21 protein-coding genes are annotated in these 23,179 nt (G+C 64.7%); 9 read left to right on the forward strand and 12 right to left on the reverse strand.

Going from position 1 to position 23,179, the window contains the following annotated elements; all coding sequences use genetic code 11:
- Positions 1-24: 24 nt before the first annotated feature.
- The 4 genes from DFO47_RS05970 (at position 25) to DFO47_RS05985 (ending at position 3,319) form a co-directional block, all read left to right on the forward strand.
- On the forward strand, positions 25-780 hold the full coding sequence (locus DFO47_RS05970; RefSeq protein ID WP_026264268.1) for an amino acid ABC transporter ATP-binding protein: 756 nt from the start codon (positions 25-27) through the stop codon (positions 778-780).
- 68 nt (positions 781-848) lie between these two features.
- Positions 849-1,736, forward strand: coding sequence for a glutamate ABC transporter substrate-binding protein (locus tag DFO47_RS05975; RefSeq protein ID WP_018760308.1), 888 nt, complete (start codon positions 849-851; stop codon positions 1,734-1,736).
- Between the two features lie 84 nt (positions 1,737-1,820).
- Positions 1,821-2,471 (forward strand): amino acid ABC transporter permease, encoded by a 651-nt coding sequence (locus DFO47_RS05980; protein ID WP_133831015.1) that lies wholly within the window; start codon positions 1,821-1,823, stop codon positions 2,469-2,471.
- On the forward strand, positions 2,468-3,319 hold the full coding sequence (locus DFO47_RS05985) for an ABC transporter permease subunit (protein ID WP_018760310.1): 852 nt from the start codon (positions 2,468-2,470) through the stop codon (positions 3,317-3,319). The genes DFO47_RS05980 and DFO47_RS05985 overlap by 4 nt, the downstream gene beginning before the upstream one ends.
- Positions 3,320-3,391: 72 nt before the next feature.
- Here DFO47_RS05985 and dapE read toward each other — a convergent pair whose 3' ends face one another.
- The gene (gene dapE, locus DFO47_RS05990; protein WP_109863733.1) at positions 3,392-4,528 is read right to left on the reverse strand and encodes a succinyl-diaminopimelate desuccinylase; all 1,137 of its coding nucleotides are present in this window, start codon (positions 4,526-4,528) and stop codon (positions 3,392-3,394) included.
- 51 nt (positions 4,529-4,579) lie between these two features.
- Here dapE and dapD point away from each other — a divergent pair, with 51 nt between their 5' ends.
- Both dapD and DFO47_RS06000 read left to right on the forward strand, forming a co-directional pair.
- On the forward strand, positions 4,580-5,602 hold the full coding sequence (dapD, locus tag DFO47_RS05995; protein WP_109863732.1) for a 2,3,4,5-tetrahydropyridine-2,6-dicarboxylate N-succinyltransferase: 1,023 nt from the start codon (positions 4,580-4,582) through the stop codon (positions 5,600-5,602).
- Between the two features lie 7 nt (positions 5,603-5,609).
- Positions 5,610-6,464, forward strand: a complete 855-nt coding sequence (locus DFO47_RS06000; RefSeq protein ID WP_133831016.1) for a hypothetical protein — start codon at positions 5,610-5,612, stop codon at positions 6,462-6,464.
- Between the two features lie 10 nt (positions 6,465-6,474).
- Here DFO47_RS06000 and DFO47_RS06005 read toward each other — a convergent pair whose 3' ends face one another.
- Together DFO47_RS06005 and DFO47_RS06010 are read right to left on the reverse strand one after the other, a co-directional pair.
- Positions 6,475-7,086 (reverse strand): hypothetical protein, encoded by a 612-nt coding sequence (locus DFO47_RS06005; protein WP_133831017.1) that lies wholly within the window; start codon positions 7,084-7,086, stop codon positions 6,475-6,477.
- A gap of 116 nt (positions 7,087-7,202) precedes the next feature.
- Positions 7,203-7,808 (reverse strand): TetR family transcriptional regulator C-terminal domain-containing protein, encoded by a 606-nt coding sequence (locus tag DFO47_RS06010; protein WP_133831018.1) that lies wholly within the window; start codon positions 7,806-7,808, stop codon positions 7,203-7,205.
- Between the two features lie 101 nt (positions 7,809-7,909).
- Here DFO47_RS06010 and galE point away from each other — a divergent pair, with 101 nt between their 5' ends.
- Complete coding sequence (gene galE, locus DFO47_RS06015; RefSeq protein WP_109863728.1) at positions 7,910-8,923, forward strand: UDP-glucose 4-epimerase GalE; 1,014 nt, start codon at positions 7,910-7,912, stop codon at positions 8,921-8,923.
- A gap of 76 nt (positions 8,924-8,999) precedes the next feature.
- Here galE and DFO47_RS06020 read toward each other — a convergent pair whose 3' ends face one another.
- The 3 genes from DFO47_RS06020 to fdxA all read right to left on the reverse strand — a co-directional run bounded on the left by DFO47_RS06020 (position 9,000) and on the right by fdxA (position 12,016).
- Positions 9,000-10,286 carry a citrate synthase gene (locus DFO47_RS06020; protein ID WP_018760317.1) on the reverse strand — a complete coding sequence of 429 codons (1,287 nt, stop codon included), beginning with the start codon at positions 10,284-10,286 and terminating at the stop codon, positions 9,000-9,002.
- 237 nt (positions 10,287-10,523) lie between these two features.
- The gene (gene dapC, locus DFO47_RS06025) at positions 10,524-11,675 is read right to left on the reverse strand and encodes a succinyldiaminopimelate transaminase (protein ID WP_133831019.1); all 1,152 of its coding nucleotides are present in this window, start codon (positions 11,673-11,675) and stop codon (positions 10,524-10,526) included.
- Positions 11,676-11,689: 14 nt separating this feature from the next.
- Entirely contained in the window at positions 11,690-12,016 is a 327-nt protein-coding gene (gene fdxA, locus DFO47_RS06030) for a ferredoxin (RefSeq protein WP_009356972.1), read from the reverse strand.
- Between the two features lie 136 nt (positions 12,017-12,152).
- Here fdxA and DFO47_RS06035 point away from each other — a divergent pair, with 136 nt between their 5' ends.
- Positions 12,153-12,389, forward strand: coding sequence for a hypothetical protein (locus DFO47_RS06035; protein WP_133831020.1), 237 nt, complete (start codon positions 12,153-12,155; stop codon positions 12,387-12,389).
- 132 nt (positions 12,390-12,521) lie between these two features.
- Here the strand turns inward: DFO47_RS06035 and typA are convergent, their stop codons facing one another.
- On the reverse strand, positions 12,522-14,450 hold the full coding sequence (gene typA, locus DFO47_RS06040) for a translational GTPase TypA (RefSeq protein ID WP_109863725.1): 1,929 nt from the start codon (positions 14,448-14,450) through the stop codon (positions 12,522-12,524).
- A gap of 271 nt (positions 14,451-14,721) precedes the next feature.
- Between typA and DFO47_RS06045 the strand changes: the two genes are divergently transcribed.
- Positions 14,722-15,606 carry an SGNH/GDSL hydrolase family protein gene (locus DFO47_RS06045; protein ID WP_133831021.1) on the forward strand — a complete coding sequence of 295 codons (885 nt, stop codon included), beginning with the start codon at positions 14,722-14,724 and terminating at the stop codon, positions 15,604-15,606.
- Positions 15,607-15,664: 58 nt separating this feature from the next.
- Here DFO47_RS06045 and DFO47_RS06050 read toward each other — a convergent pair whose 3' ends face one another.
- The 5 genes from DFO47_RS06050 to DFO47_RS06070 all read right to left on the reverse strand — a co-directional run bounded on the left by DFO47_RS06050 (position 15,665) and on the right by DFO47_RS06070 (position 23,104).
- Complete coding sequence (locus DFO47_RS06050) at positions 15,665-17,371, reverse strand: ABC transporter ATP-binding protein (protein WP_109863723.1); 1,707 nt, start codon at positions 17,369-17,371, stop codon at positions 15,665-15,667.
- Between the two features lie 11 nt (positions 17,372-17,382).
- Positions 17,383-18,327: an ABC transporter permease gene (locus DFO47_RS06055; RefSeq protein ID WP_109863722.1), complete on the reverse strand. Its 945-nt coding sequence runs from the start codon at positions 18,325-18,327 to the stop codon at positions 17,383-17,385.
- The gene (locus DFO47_RS06060; protein WP_109863721.1) at positions 18,317-19,246 is read right to left on the reverse strand and encodes an ABC transporter permease; all 930 of its coding nucleotides are present in this window, start codon (positions 19,244-19,246) and stop codon (positions 18,317-18,319) included. Before DFO47_RS06060 ends, DFO47_RS06055 begins: the two co-directional genes overlap by 11 nt.
- Before the next feature lie 124 nt (positions 19,247-19,370).
- A complete protein-coding gene (locus DFO47_RS06065) occupies positions 19,371-21,053 on the reverse strand; it encodes an ABC transporter substrate-binding protein (protein WP_109863720.1) in 1,683 nt (560 codons plus the stop codon).
- A 290-nt stretch (positions 21,054-21,343) separates the two neighbouring features.
- Entirely contained in the window at positions 21,344-23,104 is a 1,761-nt protein-coding gene (locus DFO47_RS06070) for an ABC transporter family substrate-binding protein (RefSeq protein WP_133831022.1), read from the reverse strand.
- Between the last annotated feature and the right edge of the window lie 75 nt (positions 23,105-23,179).

Genomic DNA, 23,179 nt, shown 5'->3' on the forward strand with positions numbered 1-23,179 from the left:
CCGTTGTTCGCTAGATTCTTTCCTATGACTACTCATGTGCCCGGCGATGCCCTCGTCTCCCTGAACGCCGTTAATAAGCATTACGGCCAGCTGCACGTTCTGAAGGACATCAACCTGCAGGTCCGCAAAGGCGAGGTTGTTGTGGTCATCGGACCTTCGGGCTCCGGTAAGTCCACCCTCTGCCGCGCCATCAACCGCCTGGAAACCATTGAGGGTGGAACCATCACCATCGACGGGAAAGTCCTGCCCGAGGAAGGCAAGGAACTGGCCCAGCTCCGCGCCGATGTTGGCATGGTCTTCCAGTCTTTCAACCTTTTCGCACACAAGACCATCCTTGAAAACGTGACGCTCGGGCCCATCAAGGTCAAAGGCGTTTCCAAGACGGCCGCGGAGAAAGATGCCATGGCACTCTTGGAACGGGTAGGCGTAGGGCACCAGGCGCCCAAGCTTCCCGCCCAGCTTTCCGGCGGACAACAGCAGCGCGTCGCCATCGCGCGCGCCTTGGCAATGAAGCCGAAGGTCATGTTGTTCGATGAACCCACGTCCGCGCTCGACCCCGAAATGATCAACGAGGTCCTGGACGTCATGGTCCAGCTGGCCAAGGAAGGCATGACCATGATCGTGGTCACCCACGAGATGGGCTTCGCCCGAAAGGCTGCAGACCGCGTGGTCTTCATGGCAGACGGCCAGATCGTGGAGGACGCCACCCCGGAGGAATTCTTCAACAACCCGAAGAGCGACCGTGCCAAGGACTTCCTCTCGAAGCTCCTCACGCACTGATCCCCAAGCAACCACACTCAGTTCGCATCCAGGCCGAGAACCCAACGGCCATCAATGAAAGGAATGTCATGAAGGCATTTATGTCCCGACGAAAGTCCTTCGTCGTGGCGGCTACAGCCGCCCTCGCCCTGTCCCTTAGCGCTTGCGGTGGCGGAGACTCCGGAGGCTCAAGCAACCCGAGCCCCGTCGAGAAGCCGTCGTTCGCAGCCGGTACCACCATGGAGAAGCTGTCCTCCGCCGGCACCATCAAGATCGGCACCAAGTTCGATCAGCCGCTGTTCGGCCAGGTCGGCCTGGATGGCAAGCCCGTCGGTTTCGACGTTGAAATCGGCAAACTGATCGCCGCCAAGCTGGGCATCGCCGCTGACAAGATCGAATGGTCCGAAACTGTCTCCGCAAACCGCGAGCCCTTCATCGAACAGGGCAAGGTGGACATCGTCATCGCGACTTACACCATCAGCGACAAGCGCAAGCAGGTCGTTGATTTCGCCGGCCCGTACTACGAAGCAGGCCAGGCCTTGATGGTGAACAAGGACAACGACTCCATCAAGAAGCCCGAGGACGTCAAGGGCAAGAAGGTCTGCTCCGTAACCGGCTCCACCCCCGCTGCGACCATCGTGGACAAGTACGGCGCCGAACTGGTGCCTGCCGCTACCTACTCCGCCTGCCTGGAGCCGCTGCGCAACAAGCAGGTTGAAGCCGTTACCACTGACAACGTGATCCTCGCCGGGTTCGTTGACAAGGAGCCGGACGCTTTCAAGCTTGCATCAGAAGAAACCTTTACCAAGGAGCCTTACGGCATCGGCCTGAAGAAGGGCGACACTGAGTTCCGTAACTGGATCAACGACCAGCTTGAGTCCTTCGAGAAGGACGGTTCTTACAAGAAGGCCTGGGAAGCCACCGCAGGTTCAGTCATCAAGACTGCACCGAGCCTGCCGGCCATCAACCGCTACTGAGCAGCGTTCCATAGGTGCCGGGGCCGCCAAGCAGCCCCGGCACCACCGCCTTCACTCCGTCCACGCATACAGCCGAAGGATCTTATGGACGTCATCATTGAAAACCTGCCCCTGTATTGGGAGGGTTTTCTCCGCACTCTTTTCCTTTCCGTCGTATCGGGTATCTTCGCGCTGCTCCTCGGAACGTTGCTGGCCGCAGCGCGCGTATCCCCGGTGGCGGCGCTGCGCGGTTTCAGCACCGTCTACGTGGAAGTACTCCGCAACACACCGCTGACCATCGCGTTCTTCTTCGCGGCGGTCGTGCTCCCCCGCCTCGGGGTCAAGTTTGAGCAGTTCGAGGTCGCCGCAATTATCGCCCTCAGCACGTACACGGCCGCGTTCATCGCCGAAGCTGTCCGGTCGGGCGTCAACAGCGTGCCCGTGGGCCAGGCCGAAGCAGCCCGCAGCATTGGCATGAAGTTCAGCCAAGTACTCTCGCTCATCATTCTTCCGCAAGCACTGCGGACGGTGATCCCGCCGCTGATCAACATCCTGATCGCGCTGGTGAAGAACTCATCCGTTGCCGGCGCCTTCTTTGTCCTGGAGCTGTTCGGCTATGGCCGGCAACTGGCCAACGCCAACGGTGACGCGGTCATCACAGTCCTGTTGGGCACAGCTTTCTTCTATCTGCTCCTCACCGTTCCGCTGGGAATCCTCGCCAACACGGTGGAACGAAAGGTGGCGATTGCCCGATGAGCTCCGTTCTGTATGACGTCCCCGGCCCCAAAGCACGCCGGGTTTCACTCATTGCTTCAATCATCGGCGGTCTCCTGATCCTTGGCCTGCTGGCCTGGGTGGTCATGACCTTGGCCCAGCAAGGCATCTTCGAGGGCCGCCGCTGGCAGATTTTCACCCGCGCCGATGTTTGGCGGCTTCTCGGCAACGGCCTTGGTTCGACCCTGTCCGCAGCCGCCCTGGCAGCAGTCATCGCATTTCCGCTTGGCCTGCTGCTATGCCTCCTGCGGATTTCAGACGCGGCGGTCATCCGGATACCCATGCGCATCATCCTCGAATTCCTTCGCGGTATGCCCGTTGTCCTGATGATGCTCTTTATCCTCCTCGGATTCGGTACGTCCGCATTCATCGCTGTCGTTGCCGGCCTGGTCCTCTACAACGCAGCGGTGTTCGCTGAAATCATCCGTGCCGGTATCCAGTCCCTCCCCAAAGGACAGCGCGAAGCCGGCCTGGCCATTGGCCTGACGAGCTTCAAATCCCGGATGCTGATCGAACTGCCGCAGGCGATCCGGCGCATGATGCCGTCCCTTGTAGCGCAGATGGTGGTCCTCCTGAAGGACACCTCGCTGGGTTACATCGTGGCCTACGGCGAGCTGCTGCGGGCGGTGCAGGTCATGGCGGACTTCCTGGGAACGCAGTACCTGTTCCCGATCTTCTTTGTGGCGGCAGCGATCTACATTGCCATCAACATCTCCGTGTCCAGGATTGCGGTGTGGATCGAACGCCGCGGCTCCCGGAAGGCAGCTGGCGGCGTGGCAACTGCAAACACGACGGCGGACCTTCAGGTCGGACACGCCGGACCCGTTTAGCACACCCTGAACAAAGAGCAGGTCCGCAACTACCGGGAGTTGCGGACCTGCTCTTTTTTAATACGAACAGTATTATCCGGCGAGCCAATCCTGCAGCGCCCGGAGGCAGGCGCGGATTGCGTCGGCGGATACGTGTTCGTTGTCCTTGTGCGCCAGCAGCGGGTCGCCCGGGCCGAAGTTCACCGCCGGGATACCCAGCTCACTGAAACGGGCGACGTCGGTCCAGCCGTACTTGGGCTTGGGCTCGGCTCCCACGGCGGCAACGAAAGAGGCGGCAGCAGGGTGCTGCAGGCCGGGGCGGGCGCCGGCGGCGGCATCGGTGCGGACCACGTCGAAGCCGGCAAGCAGCTCACGGACGTGGGCTTCCGCCTGGTCCGGGGTCTTGTCCGGGGCGAACCGGTAGTTGATCTCCACCACGCAGCGGTCGGGGATGACGTTGCCGGCCGTACCGCCGTTGATCTTCACCGCGTTAAGGCTTTCGCGGTAATCCAGGCCGTCAACGGTGACGGTACGTGGTTCATAGGCGGCCAGGCGCGCCAGGATGGGGGCCGCGGCGTGGATGGCGTTGCTGCCCATCCAGGCGCGTGCGGAATGGGCGGCTTCACCGGAAGTGCTGGCCTCGAACCGGCTGGTTCCGTTGCAGCCGCCTTCCACCGTGCCGTCCGTGGGTTCCAGCAGGATGGCGAAGTCCCCCTGCAGGAGGTGGCCGTGGTTGCGGACCAAACGTCCCAGTCCGCTCTTGACCGCCTCCACTTCCTCGTGGTCATAGAAGACGAAGGTGACGTCGCGTCCGGGCTGGGCGCCGCCGTCGAACATTCCTGCTGCCAGCGCCAGCTGGACCGCCACGCCGCCTTTCATGTCCGTGGCTCCGCGGCCGTAGAGGATGCCTTCGCCAGGAACGCCGGAGTCCCAGCTGGACGGGACCGTCCCCCTGGAACCTTCCGTCAAGGGCAGCGGGACCGTGTCCAGGTGTCCGGCGAGGATGACGCGTTCGCTGCGGCCCAGTTCCGTGCGGGCAACGATGGCGTCCCCGTCCCGGACCACGGTCAGCTGGGGAATCCCCCGCAAAGCGGCTTCCACGGCGTCCGCGAGCTGCTTCTCATTGCCCGACACGCTGTTGATGTCCATCACCGCGGCAGTCAGCAACGCCACGTCCTGGCGCAGGTCAAGGATGGACAGGGACGAGTCAGGGGCGGTTTCAGCAGTCACGAAGCCAGTCTAGTTCGAACGGGCTGCCCGCCCCTCGATAGACTGGAGCACATGACTGAGACCGCTTCCTCTGCCGTGCCCGAAACCCTCACCCCTGACACCGATGACCGTTCCGCCCACGGCTTTGGCGTCGCCACCATCGCCACCGGCGATGCAAGCGTCCTGGACGTCTGGTTCCCGGCACCGGCGCTTGGTGTCGCCGCCGAGAACCTCCGCTCGGTGGAGCACGCCGACGAAACCCTGACCCGCATTGCCGAGAACGGCGCTGACGAGGACCGCGGTACCGAGCAGAAGGTCGTGTTCGTCCAGATCAACCTCGATGAAGCCCCCGCGGACACCGCCGACGCCTACCTGCGCCTGCACCTCCTCTCGCACCGTCTGGTCAAGCCCAACACCATCAACCTCGACGGCATCTTCGGCAAGCTCCCCAACGTCGTGTGGACCAACTTCGGGCCCGCCGCCGTCGAAGGCTTCGAACTGACCCGCGCCAGGCTCCGCCGGCGCGGCGCCGTCACCGTCTACGGCATCGACAAGTTCCCGAGGATGGTGGACTACGTGGTGCCCACCGGCGTGCGGATTGCCGACGCCGACAGGGTCCGCCTTGGCGCGCACCTGGCCGCCGGCACCACCGTCATGCACGAGGGCTTCGTCAATTTCAACGCCGGAACCCTGGGGACCTCCATGGTGGAAGGCCGCATTTCGGCCGGCGTCGTGACCGGTGACGGCAGCGATGTCGGCGGCGGCGCATCCATCATGGGTACCTTGTCCGGAGGCGGCAAGGAAAAGATCACTATCGGTGAGCGTGTGCTGCTCGGTGCCAACTCCGGCGTGGGTATCAGCATCGGCGATGACTCCGTTGTCGAAGCCGGCCTCTACGTCACGGCCGGCACCCGGGTGCGCATCCCCGGTCCCAAGGACGAGGTCGGCGAAGACACCACCAAGATCGTCAAGGCTGCTGAACTCTCGGGCGTGCCCAACCTGCTGTTCCGCCGCAACTCCACCACCGGCGCCGTCGAGGCGCTCCCCCGCGCCGGCCAGACCGTCGAGTTGAACGACGCCCTGCACGCCAACTGATCCGCCGGTGGGACGAAGACGCGGCCTGCGCCGCCTGGCGGTCCTCCTGCTGGCCCTCGCGCTGGCAGCGGGCGGCATTTATACCGCTGTGTACTTCGTGCAGCGTTCCGAAACCCTCGTTTCGGAACGCTGTACTGCCTCTGCGGGCAACCGCAGCGGGGAGCTGGCACCGGACCAGGCGGCCAACGCCGCCCTCATCACCGCCGTGGCGGTGCGGCGTGGATTGCCGGCCCGCGCTGCCACCATCGCACTCGCCACCGCCATGCAGGAGTCGAAGCTGCGCAACATCGGGCACGGGGACCAAGCCGGTCCGGATTCGCGGGGGCTCTTCCAGCAGCGGCCCTCCCAGGGTTGGGGCAGCGAAGCGCAGATCATGGACCCGTACTACGCCGTCAACGCTTTCTACGACGCTTTGGTGAAGATTCCAGGGTACGAGGCGCTCGACATCACCGATGCCGCTCAGCGGGTTCAGCGCTCGGCCCATCCCGGCGCTTACGCCCAGCACGAGGACATGGGCCGGGCGTTTGCCTCCGGCCTGACCGGCCAGACACCGGAGGGGGTCAAGTGCACGCTGCGCTCGGCCACCGCCACAGGGGATGCGGCCGCGGTGGCGGGCGAACTGGAGCAGGCCTACGGTGGCGTGGATTCCCAGGCAGACGGCGCCACCCTGGTGGTGGAAGCCGACGGGGAGATGGCGTGGTCCATTGCCCAGTGGGCAGTGGCCAACGCCAAGGACCTGGCGGTGACCCGCGTTGATGTTGCCGGGCGGACGTGGCAGCGTTCAGGCGGCGACTGGCAGGATTCCACCACGGCAGCCGGGCAGGTGCGCATCACGCTGCGGCAGGGCGACGGCGGCAGTTGAGCCTGCGGGGTCAGACCAGGATTTCCAGCACCGGCTGGACGTAGCTGCGGAACAGCTCCGGCTGGCCCATCAGTTCCTGGCTCATGATGATCTTGTCCGGTTCCAGGTACCACGCCCGCTGCTCGTCCAGCGGCAGTTCGATGATGGTCAGCCGGAAGTCCCGCGAATCGCGCCCGATTTCCATCAGCCTGTCATCCACCATCTCCGCAAGCAGTTGGTCGGTGCCGCTGGCGACCCGTTCCCCCTCCAGTTCGGCATACTCGCTCCTGCGTTCCCTGGCCCAGGTGAGGGCTGAGCCGAAGTGCGCCTGCAGGACACGCTGCAGGGCCGGGGAGTTGCCGAACGCCTCAAAATCCGGTGGAGAGAGTTCGGGCACCGTCTGCGGGTGCGCCTTGAGCAGTTGGTCCCACCAGGCCTCCCATTCGGTCTTCAGTGCGCTGAGTCCACCAACCTCCGCGGTCAGGTGGGTGTGGTCGGCGGACCTGATCTTGGGAGCCGCGTGGGACAGCACGGGACGGCCCACGCCGTTGAGGGCCGCCGCATCCCGGACGTAGAGCGCAATTATCATCGGTCCGGACGTGTCCGTGGTGATTTGCCATCCTGAACCGCTTGCGTGGTGCATTCAAAGTCCTTCCCTGGCCGCCTTCCGCCGGACATCATGAGGCTGTCCGGCGTACCGGCTTTCAGTCTATTCCCGCAGGCCATCCGCGGTAGTGCCGGACATGCTCCGGGTACCGGTCATCGGGCAAGGCTGTCCAGGTGCCGGTCAAGGACATCGCGGCACATTTGCGCAGTCATCCAACCCGGCTGCAGCAACGCGTGCATGCACAGGCCGTCCAGGGTGGCCAACAACCGCTCCGCCTCCAGTACCAGGTTGTCCTGCGGTTCGTCCGGCAGCAGCGCGGCAACCACCGTCCCGACGACGGCGGCGACCTCCCGGTGGCTGCGGTCCGCCACGCCTGCAAGGAACGGCCTGATCCGCGCTGCGTTCTTGTAGGCCAGCCAGGCGCAGGCCTCCACCGCGCTCTCCTGGTCCAGCGGCAGCAATCCGCCCAGCAGGGTTAAAACGGCCTCGCGGTGCTCCGGGCTGCCCGGGACGGCCCCGTCCACAGCGGGCAGCAGTTGCTGGAGCCGTCCGACGATGCGGTCCACCACCGCGCCGAACGAGAAAGTGAGGAGTTCTTCACTTCCCGCAAAGTAGTGCCGGACGGAGCCCACCGCCAGGCCGGCCTCGTCAGCCACTTCACGCAGCGAGGCGCGCTCCAGCCCGTCAACGGCGATTATCCGGAGAACCGCCTGGACCACGTCCTGCCGCCTGGCATCTGCATCAACAATTTTGGGCACCCTCCTTATTAGCACACTTGTGCTTCTTTCCGGGTGTCACATCGCGCCCGCCATCCGGAAAGCAGGGGCGGCCGGCACCTGCCGTGGGATAGCGTTGGGGCATGAGAATCTTGGTTACAGGTGGGACCGGCTACATCGGTTCCCACACTGTTCTTTCCCTGCAGGAAGCCGGCCACGAGGTCGTTGTCATCGACAACCTGGTCAACTCGAGCGAAGAGTCGCTGCGGCGGGTTGCCGAGCTCAGCGGCAAGGCCGCCGAGTTCCACCACGTCGACCTGGTGGACGAAGCTGCCGTCGAAAAGGTGTTTGCGGGCGCCGCCATCGACGCCGTGATCCACTTCGCCGGCCTCAAGGCCGTCGGTGAGTCGGTCCGGGAGCCGCTGAACTACTACTACAACAACCTGGTGGGCACGCTGAACCTGATCCGCGTCATGGACCGGCACGACGTCCGCTCCATCGTGTTCAGCTCCTCCGCCACCGTCTACGGAGAGCACAACCCCATTCCGTACGTGGAAAAGATGGAGATCGGTGCCAACAACCCCTACGGGCGCACCAAGGAGCAGATCGAGGACATCCTCTCGGACCTTGGCGCAGCGGACACCCGGTGGCACATAGCACTCCTGCGCTACTTCAACCCGGTGGGCGCGCACCCGTCCGGCAGGATCGGCGAAGACCCTCAGGGCATTCCCAACAACCTGGTTCCGTTCATAGCCCAAGTGGCCGTGGGCCGGCGCGAAAAACTCATGGTGTTCGGTGGCGACTACGACACCCCGGATGGAACCTGCCTGCGGGACTACATCCACGTTGTCGACCTGGCCGAAGGACACGTGGCTGCGCTGAACCACATTGCCGCCCGCACCGGAGTCTTCCGCTGGAACCTGGGCTCCGGCAAGGGGTCCTCCGTCCTGGAGGTCCTGCGGTCCTTCGAAAAGGCCGTCGGCAAGCCCATCCCCTACGAGATCACCGGCCGCCGCGCAGGAGACCTGCCGGCGTTCTGGGCCGACGCCACGTCCGCGCTGGCGGATCTGAGCTGGTCCACCACCAAGACGGTGGACCAGATGTGCGAGGACCACTGGCGGTGGCAGAAGAACAACCCCCAGGGCTACGCCTCGTAGTCCCCTTGAATGTGGCACAACGCGAAGCGGCCGCCCACCTTGGAAAGGTGGGCGGCCGCCGTCGTTATGGCCGGTTTCAGCGTGCCGGGTAGTCCCGCTCCGGCTCGCCGATGTACAGCTGGCGCGGGCGGCCGATCTTGGTGTTGGGGTCGCTGATCATTTCACGCCACTGCGCGATCCAGCCGGGCAGGCGGCCGATCGCGAACAGGACCGTGAACATCTTCTCGGGGAAGCCCATGGCCTTGTAGATCAGGCCGGTGTAGAAGTCCACGTTCGGGTAGAGCTTGCGCTGGATGAAGTAGTCGTCGTTGAGAGCCTTCTCCTCCAGGCGGAGTGCGATCTCCAGCAGCTCGTCGTTGCCGCCGAGCTTGGTGAGGATCTCGTGGGCCGTGGCCTTGACGATCTTGGCGCGCGGATCGTAGTTCTTGTAGACCCGGTGCCCGAAGCCCATCAGGCGGACGCCGTCTTCCTTGTTCTTGACCTTCTCCATGTAGTCCTCGGGCTTGAGGCCCTCGGCCTGGATCTGGCGGAGCATCTTCAGGACGGCCTCGTTGGCGCCACCGTGGGCGGGGCCGAAGAGGGCGTTGATGCCTGCCGAAACCGAGGCGAAAAGGTTTGCGTTGGATGAGCCCACCAGGCGCACCGTGGAGGTGGAGCAGTTCTGCTCGTGGTCCGCGTGCAGGATCAGGAGCAGGTCCAGCGCCTTGACGATGACCGGGTCCAGCTCGTACTGCTCTGCCGGCAGGCCGAAGCTGAGGCGCAGGAAGTTCTCCACAAGGTTCATGGAGTTGTCCGGGTACAGCATCGGCTGGCCGATGGACTTCTTGTGCGCGTAAGCGGCGATGACCGGCAGCTTGGCCATCAGGCGGATGGTGGAAACCTCCACCTGCTCGGCGTTGAACGGGTCCAGCGAGTCCTGGTAGAACGTGGACAGCGCGGATACTGCGGAAGAAAGCACCGGCATGGGGTGCGCGTCACGCGGGAAGCCGCCGAAGAAGCCCTTGAGCTCCTCGTGCAGCAGGGTGTGGCGCCGGATCTTCTGGTCGAACTCATCCAGCTCGGTGGGCGTCGGCAGGTTGCCGTAGATCAGCAGGTAGGACACCTCAAGGAAGCTGGAGTGCTGCGCCAGCTGCTCGATGGGGTATCCGCGGTAGCGCAGGATGCCCGCATCGCCATCGATGTAGGTGATTGCCGAGGTGGTTGCTGCGGTGTTCATGAAGCCGGGGTCAAACGTCACGGCGCCGGTCTGCTTCAGCAGCTTGGAGACGTCGTAACCCTCGTTCCCTTCAACAACCTGGATGCGCGGGAGCTTCAGCTCGCCACCTGCATGGAGCAGGGTCGCAGCATTGTTGGTCTCAGTCATGGAGTCCCCTTCATGAGGCGTCTGGGCCTCTGTCGAAAGCTTAATCCAACATCAGGTGAGCCGCGCACTGATCCTGAGAAGACAGGTTCCAACACCCGGGCTGCCTTCTTGTAGAAAGCCACCATTGATAGTCACTTAAAAACTACCGCTCCTTGGCGGGTGTCACTAATCCGCAGCCCGCCGAGACAGCCTAAAATGCCCCGGATGTGGGACGAGTCACACGAATATTACGTGCTCCTAGGAACCTGCCCCTGACAGCCTGGCCACCGCTGCGTCTATGCGTTCGTCCGTGCCGGTCAGGGCAACCCGGACAAAACCATTGCCGGCATCACCGTAGAAGACGCCGGGTCCCACCACGATGCCCCGGTCCGCGAGGCGGTCCACCGTGTCCCAGGTGTCCTCCCCGGCAGTGGACCAAAGGTACAGTCCGGCGTCGGATTCCTTGATCTCGAGGCCGAACGCCTGCAGCGCGGGCACCAGCCGCTCACGCCGGCCCCGGTAGAGGTCCTTCTGCGCCTCAACGTGCACGTCGTCGCCCAGCGCCACCCGCATGGCCTCCTGGACCGGGTACGGAACGATCATGCCCGCATGCTTGCGGCTGTTGACCAGGTTGGGCATCAGGTCCGGGTCACCGGCCACGAAGGCCGCCCGGTAGCCGGCCAAGTTGGACTGCTTGCTCAGCGAGTAGACCGCCAGCAGGCCCTGGTGCGAGCCGCCCGCCACGCGTGGATCAAGGATGCTGGGAACGCGACGGCCGCCGCGCTGGACGTCCCAGTCCCCCCAGCCGAGCTCCGCGTAGCATTCGTCCGAGGCCACCACGGCACCCAGTTCCCGGGCCTGGACCACCAGCGCCCTCAGCGACTCGGCATCCCGCACGCTGCCGGTGGGGTTGCCGGGCGAATTGACCCAGATCAGGCGTACCCGGGCGCGCGTGGCGTCGTCGAGTTCGTCCAGGTTATCCGTCGCCACCGAGGTGACGCCGGCAAGGGTTGCGCCGATATCGTAGGTGGGGTACGCCACCTTGGGACGGACGACGACGTCGCCCGGCTTGAGGCCCAGCAGCAGCGGAAGCCAGGCAACGAGTTCTTTCGAACCCACGGTGGGCATGATGTTGCGAGGATCCAGGCCGGACACTCCGCGCCGGCGTTCGAACCAGCCGGCAATGGCGTCCCGGAGCGCCGGCGTGCCGTGCACGGTGGGATAGCCGGGGGCATCGGCGGCAGCCTTCAAGGCGTCCTGAACCAATGCCGGGGTGGGATCCACCGGCGTGCCGATCGACAGGTTGACAGCCCCGCCGGGGTGCCTGGACGCCTTGGCCAGATAAGGTGCCATAGCCTCCCAGGGGTAGTCGGGCAGGGCCAGGCCAAACGAATTCACTGCTGCTGTCACGGCGCTCGTCCGGGTCAGTGGTCTTGGTTCTGCGGCGGCAGGGCGGCGATCATCGGGTGGTCCTTGCCCGTGTTGCCGATCTTGGCCGCGCCGCCCGGAGACCCGAGGTCATCGAAGAACTCGACGTTCGCCTTGTAATAGTCGGCCCACTCATCCGGAGTGTCATCCTCGTAGTAGATGGCTTCCACCGGGCAGACCGGTTCGCAGGCGCCACAGTCGACGCACTCGTCCGGATGGATGTACAGCGAACGCTCGCCCTCATAGATGCAGTCCACGGGGCATTCTTCGATGCATGCCTTGTCCTTAACATCCACACACGGCTGCGCGATTACGTACGTCACGTCCCTGGCCTCTCCACGTTGGGTTCCGGCGACCCGCCGGTTCTTGCATCCGGCAGCACGGCCGGACTCTTGACATCTGAGCCTATTATCTCCCAGCACGTTCCCGCGAACCTAGCCGGCACCCTAGTATGAACTGGTGAGTCTGCCTGCTGCCGCGCCCGCCCGGTTCCTGACCGCTGCGGCCCCGGGTACCCGCGTCGTGGTCCGTTACCGCATCGACGGCGGCCTGACCGACGCCCTGGGCCACTTACTGGCATGCGACGCCGGTTCCTGCACCATCCGCACCCGCCGGGCCGACGTCGTTATCCCCCTGGAACGCGTGGTGGCGGCCAAGGAGGTTCCGCCCGCTCCCCGGCGGCGCCCCGCACGGTGACGGCCGCCCCCGCGCCACCCCTCGCACCACAGGCTCGGGGTCGCTGCGCAGCACGGACATTAAAGCGGAACGGATGTTAAAGCAGAATGCCACCGGTGCAGTACCGGTGGCATTCTTGGTGTTCAGGCGCTGTTATGCCTTGGCGCGGGCGCGGTTGGCCTTGGCACGCTCGTTGGTGTCCAGGATGACCTTGCGGATGCGGATGGCCTCCGGGGTCACCTCGACGCACTCGTCCTCGCGAGCGAATTCAAGCGACTCTTCGAGGGTCAGGTCGCGCGGCGGCGTCAGGTTCTCAAAGGTGTCGGAGGAAGCGGCACGCATGTTGGTGAGCTTCTTTTCCTTGGTGATGTTGACGTCCATGTCATCGGCGCGGGAGTTCTCGCCAACGATCATGCCCTCGTACACCTCGGAGGTGGGCTTGACGAAGAAGGAGCCGCGTTCCTGCAGGTTGATCATGGCGAACGGGGTCACAACACCGGCACGGTCGGCAACCATCGAACCGTTGGTACGGTACTCGATGGGACCGGCCCAAGGCTCGTAGCCCTCGGAGATGGAAGCGGCGATGCCTGCACCGCGGGTGTCGGTCAGGAACCGGGTACGGAAACCGATCAGGCCACGGGCCGGGACGATGAACTCCATGCGGCACCAGCCGGTGCCGTGGTTGGCCATGTTGGTCATCCGGCCCTTGCGGGCGGCCATGAGCTGCGTCACGGCACCCAGGTATTCCTCGGGAACGTCGATGGTCATGTGCTCCATCGGCTCGTGGATCTTGCCGTCCACCAGCTTGGTCACAACCTGCGGCTTGCCGACGGTCAGCTCGAAGCCTTCGCGGCGCATCTGCTCCACCAGGATGGCCAGCGCCAGCTCGCCACGGCCCTGGACTTCCCAGGCGTCGGGACGCTCGGTGGGGAGCACCTTGATGGAGACGTTACCGATCAGTTCCTTATCCAGGCGGTCCTTGACCTGGCGGGCAGTGACCTTGGCACCCTTGACCTTGCCGGCCAGCGGCGAGGTGTTGATACCGATCGTCATGGAGATCGCGGGATCATCCACCGTGATCAGCGGCAGCGGCTGCGGGTTCTCGGCGTCCGTCAGGGTCTCACCAATGGTGATCTCCTCGATACCGGCGACGGCGACAATTTCGCCGGGGCCGGCGGATTCGGCCGGCACGCGCTCCAGCGCCTTGGTGGCCAGCAGTTCGGTGATTTTGACGTTCTTGAGCTCCCCGTTGGCGCGCGCCCAGGCAACGGTCTGGCCCTTGCGCAGGGTGCCGTTGTAGATGCGCAGCAGTGCGAGGCGGCCCAGGAACGGGGAGGCGTCGAGGTTGGTGACGTGCGCCTGCAGCACACCCTCCGGGTTGTAGGTGGGGGCCGGGATGTGCTCGATGATGGTCTTGAAGAGCGGCTCCAGGTCCTCGTTCTCCGGAGCGGTGCCGTCGGCGGGTTGCTCGAGGGAGGCGCGGCCAACCTTGGCTGCGGCGTAGACGACCGGCACTTCGAGGATCTTGTCCAGGTCCAGGTCCGGCACTTCGTCCGCGAGGTCGGAGGCGAGGCCCAGGAGCAGGTCCATGGACTCGTGGACGACCTCTTCGATGCGCGCGTCAGGGCGGTCGGTCTTGTTGACCAGCAGGATGACCGGCAGGTGCGCGGCGAGTGCCTTGCGGAGCACGAAGCGGGTCTGCGGCAGCGGACCTTCCGAAGCGTCCACGAGCAGCACGACGCCGTCGACCATGGACAGGCCGCGCTCCACCTCGCCACCGAAGTCGGCGTGGCCCGGGGTGTCGATGACATTGATGGTGATGGTCTCGCCGTTGGAGGACGGACCGTTGTAAGCCACCGTGGTGTTCTTGGCCAGGATGGTGATGCCCTTTTCACGCTCCAGGTCACCGGAGTCCATCACACGGTCTTCGAGGTGGTTGTGCTCGGCAAAGGAGTTGGTCTGCTTGAGCATGGCGTCGACCAGGGTGGTCTTGCCGTGGTCAACGTGGGCCACAATCGCGACATTGCGGAGGTCACTGCGGGATGCAGTGGCCACCGCGGTGTTGGTGGTGGTTTCAGACATGCGTAATTGCTCGATTCAGTGGAGTCAGCTGTTGTATCGCGACATTTCCAACTGGAACGCACGACGGACAAGGCCCTTGGCACAGGGCGCCTGCATCTATTCTAGCCGGTGAGCCATTTGTTGGCCTAAAATCCGGCGGGACCACGTGCCCGCAGGGTGCATCCTGGCAGGGCCGGCCCGGCAAAGTGTGACGAAATTCACTGGCACTTCCGGGAGCGTGGCATGATTGCTGTGACGCAGAGCCCACCTTCAGAGCAAGTCGGAGACCACGATGCCCCGTGCGACGGCCACCACGCCCAGCGGCGCCGCCCGCGCCGCCACCATGGTGGCGTCCGGCCTCCTGGCGGCCTCTGCGGTTCTGGGGCTCGCCGGGTGCGGGGCGCCTGCCGGTGACGGGGTCAGCTCCCTCTCGCGGGCCGCAGCCTCCGGTGGACAGGCCCCCGCCGCCGCCATGAAGACGAACGTTGCAGCCACGTCCCGGCTGCTCAATGCCGGGAACGGACGGCTTGAGGCGGTGCTACCGGACATCAGCAGGACTGTCCTGCTGATCGGGTATTCCCAGTCTGAACCCCTGGACGGCTGGCCGCGCCTGGGCCTCGCCGCTGCCGGGTACGACGTGTATTTTTGCGGCCGGGGCGGCACGGGTTACGTCGCGGCAAACGGTGCCACCGGCAACTACGTTGACGCCCTGGAGCGCGGGGACTGGTTGCTCCCTTCAGGCACCCCGGCGCTGATCGTCATCGAAGGTGGCGGCAATGACGCGGCCAGCGGCGCGAGCAACACCCAGATTGTCCGCAACGCCGAGCGGCTGATCGCCGATCTCAAAACCCGCTACCCGGGCACTCGGATGGCAATGATCGGCACCTTGGCACGCGGCGCGGACAACGGCGGCGGTCGCCGCAGCGAAGTGGACGCCCTGGTGGGGTCCGTGGCCGCCGCCCACGGCCTGCCTTTTGTTTCAGCCGGGGACTGGCTGACCCGCTACGGACTCGCCAAGGACCTGGCTGATTCCGTCCATATGAACGCCGCCGGCCGCGTGGCCCTGGGCGGGATCCTTGAGCGACGGCTCAGGGAGTTGAAACTGGATCGGACGTCGGCCGCCGGCCAGGGTTCGCTGGCGGCAGTCCCCGGCGGCACCAGCGGGCTGCAGGACTGAGGCTTAAACAGGTGAAGCCGGGACCCACCGTCCCGGCTCCACTTGTTTGGGCTGCGCCCTACGCCACCTCAGGCGGCAGCATCAGCTTCGCACCGGGAATGGCGTTGAGCAGCGCCTTGGTGTAGTCCTGCTGGGGCGACTCGAAGACATCGTCCGTCGAACCGGTTTCCACCAGCCGGCCCTTTTCCATCACGCACACGTGGTCGGCGATCTGCCGCACCACGGCGAGGTCGTGGGTGATGAACAGGTAGGTCAGCCCAAGGTTGGCCTGGAGGTCGGCGAGCAGGTTCAGGACCTGCGCCTGCACCAGGACGTCGAGGGCGGACACGGCCTCATCACAGATGATCACTTCGGGATCCAGCGCCAGGGCGCGGGCGATGGCAACACGTTGCCGCTGCCCGCCGGAGAGCTCGTTCGGGTACCGCTGCATGGCGGACTGGGGCAGCGCCACCTGGTCCAGCAGGGTCCGGACTTTCTTTTCCCGGCTTGCCTGGTCCCCGATCTTATGGACCCGCAACGGTTCTTCGATCGTGCGGTAGATGTTGTACATCGGATCGAGCGAGCCGTACGGGTCCTGGAAGATCGGCTGGACCCGCCTGCGGAACTTGAACAGTTCGGCCGGTTTCAGCGCCGAGGTGTCGACGCCGTCGAACAGGATCCGGCCCTCCGTCGGCTTCTCAAGCTGGAGCACCATCTTGGCCACCGTGGACTTGCCGGACCCCGACTCCCCCACGATCGCCGTCGTGGTTCCGCGCCGCACATCGAAGCTCACGCCGTCGACGGCCGCGAAATCCGCCGCCTTGCCCAGCCCCTGGCGGAGCTTGTACACCTTCCGCAGGTCCTGGATCTGCAGGAAGGTATCGGACTTCGCCGTTTCGGCAGCAGGCGCCAGCAGGTCGGTCGTCTCCACGCCCTGTTCCTTCGCCACCTGGATACGGCGGCTGGCGAGGGACGGGGCCGACTCCACGAGCCGCTTGGTGTACGGGTGCTGCGGGTTGCGGAGCAGTTCCAGCGACGGTCCGGCTTCAACGACGCGGCCCTGGTACATCACGACGACCTTGTCCGCGCGCTCGGCTGCCAGGCCGAGGTCGTGGGTGATCAACAGGACGGAGGTGCCCAGTTCGTTGGTCATGGTTTCCAGGTGGTCCAGGATCTGCCGCTGGACCGTCACGTCAAGGGCCGACGTCGGCTCATCGGCAATCAGCAGCCGCGGCTGGCAGGACAGGCCGATGGCGATCAGGGCTCGCTGGCGCATGCCGCCGGAGAACTCGTGCGGGTACTGGTTGGCCCGGCGCTTGGCGTCCGGCAGCCCTGCCTGGGAAAGCACCTTGGCGATGTCGTCCGGCCCGCTGGGCCGTCCGTTCGCGCGCAGTGTTTCCCGGACCTGGTAACCGATCTTCCAGACCGGGTTCAGGTTGGACATGGGGTCCTGCGGGACCATGCCAATGGTGTTGCCGCGCAGTTCGATCATGCGCTGCTCGCTGGCGTGGGCAATGTCCTCGCCGTCGAGCAGGATCTGGCCGCCGGATACCTTGCCGTTGTTGGGCAGGAGGCCAATGGCCGCCAACGCGGTGGTGGACTTGCCGGAGCCGGACTCCCCCACGATGGCCACGGTTTCGCCGGGCATGATGGTCAGGTGTGCGTCCCGTACGGCCTTGACTTCGCCGCCACCGGTCTTGAAGGTGATGGCGAGGTCGCGGATTTCGAGCAGCGGCCTGATCCCGGTGGTGCCGGCCTCGTCAATGCGGACGTCTGGAGTTGTCATCTCGTTATCTCTCATCGCTGACGGCTCTTCGGGTCGAGGGCGTCGCGCACGGCGTCACCCAGCATGATGAAGCTCAGCACCGTGATGGACAGCGCCGCGGCCGGGTACAGCATGATTTCCGGCCGGGTCCTGATCGATGCCTGCGCACCGGCAATGTCGTTGCCCCAGGACATGATGCTCTGCGGCAGGCCGATGCCCAGGAAGGACAGGGTGGCTTCCGCCACGATGAACACGCCCAGTTCAAGCGTTGCAAGGACGATGATCGGTGCAAGGGCGTTCGGCAGGACGTGGCGGATCAGTGCCCCGAACTTGGAAACACCCAACGCCCGTGCCGCCGTAACGAAGTCCGCGTTGCGTACCTCAATCACCGCGCCGCGGGTAATACGGGCCATCTGCGGCCACGCGAGCAGCGATATGACGAACACTACGGTCCACACGCTCTTGTTCTCGCGGAACAAGGGAAGCTGCGTGATGACCAGCGCACCCAGGACCAGCGGCAGGGCGAAGAAGATGTCGCCCAGGCGTGCCAGCACGGCGTCGATCCAGCCACCGTAGTAGCCGGCGAGGGCGCCGAGGGTCACGCCGATGACCAGGACGCAGAGCACCGAGAGCAGGCCCACGGAAAGCGAGGCTTGCGTGCCGTGGATGACCCTGGAGTAGACGTCGCAGCCCTGGAACGTGAAGCCGAACGGGTGCCCCGCGGTGGGGCCGCCTTCGGAGTTGCCAAGTTCGCAGCCGTCGTTGGGGGGCGTGGAGGTGAACAGGCCGGGGAACAGCGCAATCACGACCAAGGCAAGGATCAACAATGCCGAGATGATGAACAGCGGACGACGGCGGAGCTTGCGCCAGGCGTCTGCCCACAGGCTGAGCGGGGCCTGGTCAGTCTTGACGGCATCCGTTGCCTGCAGCGGGGTCTCGTCGATGGGGGCCACAAAGTGGTCATTTTTACTGGTCATAGCGGATCCTCGGGTCAAGCCAGGCGTACAGGAGATCGACAAGCAGGTTGGCCACCACGAACACCAGCACCAGCACGCTGACGATGGAGACGATGGTGGGGCCTTCGCTACGGAGGACTGCCTGGTAGAGCTTGTTGCCTACGCCGGGAACGTTGAAGATGCCCTCGGTCACGATGGCACCGCCCATCAGGCCGCCAAGGTTGGCGCCGAGGTATGTCACCACCGGAATGAGCGAGTTGCGCAGGATGTGCGCCAGGACCACCCGGGGGCGCGAGAGCCCCTTGGCGGTGGCGGTCCGCACGTAGTCGGCGTTCATGTTTTCGCTCACGGACGCACGCGTCAGCCGGAGGACGTAGGCAAAGGAGACGAGCCCCAGGACCACGGCCGGCAGCAGCAGGGTGACCCAGTCGGCGTTGGCGCCCACAGTGGGTTTCGCCCAGCCGAGCTGCACGCCAAAGACGAGCTGGAAGACGAAGCCCAGCACAAACGTGGGAACGGCGATAACCACCAGCGAAGCTACCAGGACCGTGGAGTCGAACCAGCCGCCGCGGCGCAGGCCCGCGAATACGCCGAAAGCGACGCCAAAGATTGCCTGGATTGCCAACGCCTCGACGGCCAGCATGGCCGTCACGGGGAAGACCCGGGCAAGGCTGGCCGCGATGGGCTGGCCGGTGAAGTCGTTGCCCAGGTTGAAGGTGAAGAGGTTCTTGAGGAACAAGCCGTACTGGACCCAGAAGGGCTGGTCCAGGTTGTACTGGCTGCGCAGGGTGTCAATGACTGCCTGCGGGGGCTGGCGGTCGCCGAAGAGTGCGGCGATGGGGTCGCCGGGCAGGGCGAAGACCATGTAGTACACCAGGAGGGTCGTGCCGAGGAACACAGGGATCACCTGCAGGAGTCGGCGCAGGATAAACCGGATCACAGGATCACCTGCCTTCCGGTAGGGGGGAAAACGCGTTCATGAATGCCTTCCTGCCGCTTGCAAGCCAATGGGGGCCCGGACGTAACCGGAACCCCCATCAGCCTTCGGCAAGTTAGATCTGGGCCTACTTGGCGGTAATGCCGTAGTAGAGGATTTCACCGTTCCAGCCGGTCTCGGCCTTCACAATGTTGTTGCTCCACACGATCGGGCGTGCCTGGTCCCAGAGCGGCAGGCCGGGCAGGTCCTGGAACAGGACCTCCTGGGCCTGGTTGAACTTGGCGTTGGCCTCGTCCGTGCTCTTGGCTGCCAGGCCTTCCTTCAGCAGCTTGTCGAACTCCGGGTTGGAGTACTTCTCGTAGTTGGAGGAAGCGCCCGTGGCCCATACCGGTCCCAGGAAGTTGTAGAGCGACGGGTAGTCACCCTGCCAGCCTGCGCGGGTCAGGCCCGGCAGCTGCTGGGACTTGCGCAGGTTGAGGACCTCGGCGAACTTCGCGAACGGCTGGATTTCAGCCTGGATGCCGAGGTTGTTCTTGAAGCCGTTGGCAACAGCGTCGATCCATTCCTTATTGCCACCGTCGGTGTTGGAGGCAATCTGGAGCGGCTTGGAAGCGTCGTACGGCTGGATCTTGTCGGCCTGGGCCCACAGGTCCTTGGCCTTGGCGGGATCGAACTTCAGGACTTCGCTGCCCTTGAGGCCTTCCTTGAAGCCATCGATGACCGGCGGAGCGAAGGCCTTGGCCGGGGTGCGGGTGCCGTTGAAGACAACCTTGGCGATTTCCTCGCGGTTGATGGCGTAGGACAGAGCCTGGCGGCGGAGCTTGCCGGCTTCACCCTGGAAGTTCGGGTTGTAACCCGGGATGTTCAGGGTGGAGTCGGTGGCAACAGCCTTGGTGGCGTTGCGGTCCGGGAAGTCGTTGACGTAGGTCTTCAGCGCGTTGGACGGCAGGACGTCAGTGATGTCCAGGTTGTCCGACTGCAGGTCCGTGTATGCGGGGCCCGGATCGGTGTAGAACTTGAAGGTCACGCCGCCGTTCTTGGCTTCGCGGGTGCCCTTGTAGTCGGCGTTCTTCACCAGGGTGATGGACTGGTCGTGGACCCAGGAACCCTGCTTTTCGAACTTGTAGGGACCGTTGCCTACCGGGTTTTCACCGAAGGTCTTGGGGTCAGCCAGAGCGGCGGAAGGAAGCGGGTAGAAGGCGGAGTAGCCAAGGCGCAGGGACCAGTCAGCCTCAGGCTGGGCGAGCTTGACCGTGATGGTGGAATCATCGGTTGCCTGCAGTCCGGACATCGTGTCGGCCTTGGGAGCCGGGGTGGTGGTGGTCTTGCCGTCGGCACCCTTCACCGAGTTCACGGCCGAGACGTCTTCGTAGCCGGCGATGGACTCGAAGAAGAAGCCGTTGTTCTGCAGGTTCTTGGAGTTCGCGGCGAAGTTCCAGGAGTCAACGAAGGTCTTGGCCGTGATGGCTTCCCCGTTGGTGAACTTCGCGCCCTGCTTGACCTTGATGGTCCAGTTCTGCGCGTCGGACGACTCGATGGAATCGGCCAGTGCGTTTACGGCCTTGCCGTTGGCGTCGTAGCTGCGAAGGCCTTCGAAAAGCAGGTTTACGACGCGGCCGCCGTAGACCTCATTGGTGTTCGCCGGCAGCAACGGGTTTTGTGGCTCATTGCTGTACGCGGTGATGACCTTGTTCGGATCGCCGGCAGCAGTGCTGGACCCGCCAGTGCTGCCGCCGCCGCCGCACCCGGTCAGGGCAAGCGCGGCGATTGCCACGATGCCCAGTGCTTTGGAAGTGCGCGTAAAACGCATTCCGCCTCCTATGAGTTGTGGGAGAGAGATATTGGGGAAATCTTGTGCTTCCCCGCAGGCTGGACACAGCTGAGTGCTGTGACGAAACCTACATATACGGGTTAGCCTAACCGCACGAAGTCCGGATACTGGTACTCCGTTGCCAAACCGTGACCGGAGCAGTCAAATACCCCGCGAGTGGTGGGCAGTTACGCACGTCACATGCTACTCGTCGGTACGCCAGACGGCGAATCGGGGCCGTGATCGTTCACGTTTAGGCGCCTCCGTTCGCAGCGAAGGGCGCTCCCGGCCTACGCCAGCCGCCAGTCCCAGACGTTCCACCAGACACCCACGGGACCGGGGCTGGTTTTCACGCCGGCCACCCGGGAGTTGAACGCAGTGGTGCCCAGGGTCTGGTAGAGCGGCAGGCCGTAGGCGTCCTCCCAGACGTGCCTGTCGATGTCGGCAAGGAGTTCGTCCTGTTTGCCAAGGTCGGTGGTGACGGCCAGTTGCGCCATCACCTTGTCCGCATCGGCGTCGGAATAGCCCGTGAAGTTGCTGCCGCCTCCGGTGCGGAAGATCTGCGGTACCCGGCTGACTCCCGCTTCCGTGCCGATCCATCCGGACAACGCCGCGTCATAGCCGCCGCGGCTGAGCGATGCTGCCCAGTCGGCGCTTGCCTGGCCGCCGTCTTCCACCCGGAAGCCCGCCCGTTCGGCCGAACCCCGGATCAGTGCGAAGGCCTTGGCGCGGTTGGCGTTGTCCCGGTTGTAGAGGATGCGCACGGTGGGCGTGGCGCCCCTCAGGAGGCCCTTGGCGGCGTCGATGTCCACCTCGGCGTAATCCGAGGAGCCGTTTTTCTTTACGGTGTCCGCGTATTTGGGCTGATCGGGCAGGAAGACCTGTGAATCCAGCGGTTTGTTGTCCACTGCCTGGCCGCCCAGCACGGCATCCACGATGTCCTGCCGGGGAACAGTTTTGAGGAAGGCCTCGCGGACGTCCTTGTCCTTGAAGGGGCCGGCGAAGTTCAGGTCGAGATGGTCGTAACCGGCCTGCTTGTAGCGTTGCACAGTGATGCCCTGCCCGGACAGGCCCGTGAGCAGCGCATCGGTGGCAGCGGATGGCTGTGGCGAGATGATGTCCGCCTGCCCGTTGCGCAGGGCGTCGACGGCGGCAGGCACGGCACCGGTGAATCGAACGTTGATCTCGTCAAGCCAGGGTTCCTGGCCCCACGTGTAGTCCCGGTTCCGAACCAGTTTCATGGAAACCTCCGGGACGATGTCCCGGACGATGTAGGGGCCGTTGGAAAGGTACAACGCCGGATCATCCGGGATTTTCTTCGTGTCGAAACCGGTGTTCCAGAAGTCGCTGACCTTCTTGAGGGCCGCGATGGTTACAGGCTTCTCAGGATTGCCGCGCGGCGTGTCCTTCAGGAGGTCGACCAGGTCTCCTTCGTCGGTTAGCCCGCTCTTGGCCGCGACCACATGGGCCGGGAGCCCGACGTCGAATGCCACTTCCCAGTCGGCGTACGGTGCGGCGTACTCGAGGGTGATGGATCTGCCGTCCGAGCCGAGTTCCGGAAAGACCGTCCCTGCCAGGCCGGTGGCGTTGGAGGCTGTTGCGAAGTATTTGGTGCCTTTCCCGGTGCCGGGGTCGACGTCGTCGAAGTAGCCGGATCCGGCAGCCCAGCTCAGGAGCAGGTCGGCGGCGCCTACCGGAGCACCGTCGGACCACTTGACTCCCTCGTTGACCGTGTATTTCACCTTGAGGGGCTGGTCCGACACCTTTTCGTAGTGCCCGAACTTGTCGTTGCGGACCACCTTGGAGCTGTCATCGAGGAAGAAGAAGCCGGAGTGCGTAATGGCGCCGATCTTCGTGTTGATGTCGGTGTTGCCGTTTGCGCTGTACGGGTTGAAGGAGGAGAAGGCGTTTACTTCCGCGACGGTCACGCTGCCGCCGCGCTTGGCCTCCCCCACCACCACCGAAGGGGCACCCCCGCCGGAGCAACCGGACAGAATCAGGGCGGCCGCCACCGCAGCAGTGAGCAGTCGCATCAGCTGCCTGGCCGGCATGCCGCCTCCTTTGTGTTTTTCCCTCTCCGGAGGGCAACGGGCCGCCACGAATACGCCCGGTGAAATCAGGATACG

This window comes from Arthrobacter sp. AG258, assembly GCF_004364695.1.
In the GTDB taxonomy this organism is placed as follows: Bacteria; Actinomycetota; Actinomycetes; order Actinomycetales; family Micrococcaceae; genus Arthrobacter.

Bases quoted from the DNA above. Each gene is read 5' to 3' on its own strand.
- DFO47_RS06050 (WP_109863723.1), bottom strand. From the start codon at position 17,371: ATGACAACTCCAGACGTCCGCATTGACGAGGCCGGCACCACCGGGATC.
- DFO47_RS06020 (WP_018760317.1), bottom strand. From the start codon at position 10,286: ATGACTGAGACCAACAATGCTGCGACCCTGCTCCATGCAGGTGGCGAG.
- galE (WP_109863728.1), top strand. From the start codon at position 7,910: ATGAGAATCTTGGTTACAGGTGGGACCGGCTACATCGGTTCCCACACT.
- DFO47_RS05975 (WP_018760308.1), top strand. From the start codon at position 849: ATGAAGGCATTTATGTCCCGACGAAAGTCCTTCGTCGTGGCGGCTACA.
- DFO47_RS06045 (WP_133831021.1), top strand. From the start codon at position 14,722: ATGCCCCGTGCGACGGCCACCACGCCCAGCGGCGCCGCCCGCGCCGCC.
- DFO47_RS06070 (WP_133831022.1), bottom strand. From the start codon at position 23,104: ATGCCGGCCAGGCAGCTGATGCGACTGCTCACTGCTGCGGTGGCGGCC.
- DFO47_RS05970 (WP_026264268.1), top strand. From the start codon at position 25: ATGACTACTCATGTGCCCGGCGATGCCCTCGTCTCCCTGAACGCCGTT.
- DFO47_RS05980 (WP_133831015.1), top strand. From the start codon at position 1,821: ATGGACGTCATCATTGAAAACCTGCCCCTGTATTGGGAGGGTTTTCTC.
- DFO47_RS05985 (WP_018760310.1), top strand. From the start codon at position 2,468: ATGAGCTCCGTTCTGTATGACGTCCCCGGCCCCAAAGCACGCCGGGTT.
- DFO47_RS06055 (WP_109863722.1), bottom strand. From the start codon at position 18,327: ATGACCAGTAAAAATGACCACTTTGTGGCCCCCATCGACGAGACCCCG.
- DFO47_RS06065 (WP_109863720.1), bottom strand. From the start codon at position 21,053: ATGCGTTTTACGCGCACTTCCAAAGCACTGGGCATCGTGGCAATCGCC.
- dapD (WP_109863732.1), top strand. From the start codon at position 4,580: ATGACTGAGACCGCTTCCTCTGCCGTGCCCGAAACCCTCACCCCTGAC.
- DFO47_RS06005 (WP_133831017.1), bottom strand. From the start codon at position 7,086: ATGCACCACGCAAGCGGTTCAGGATGGCAAATCACCACGGACACGTCC.
- typA (WP_109863725.1), bottom strand. From the start codon at position 14,450: ATGTCTGAAACCACCACCAACACCGCGGTGGCCACTGCATCCCGCAGT.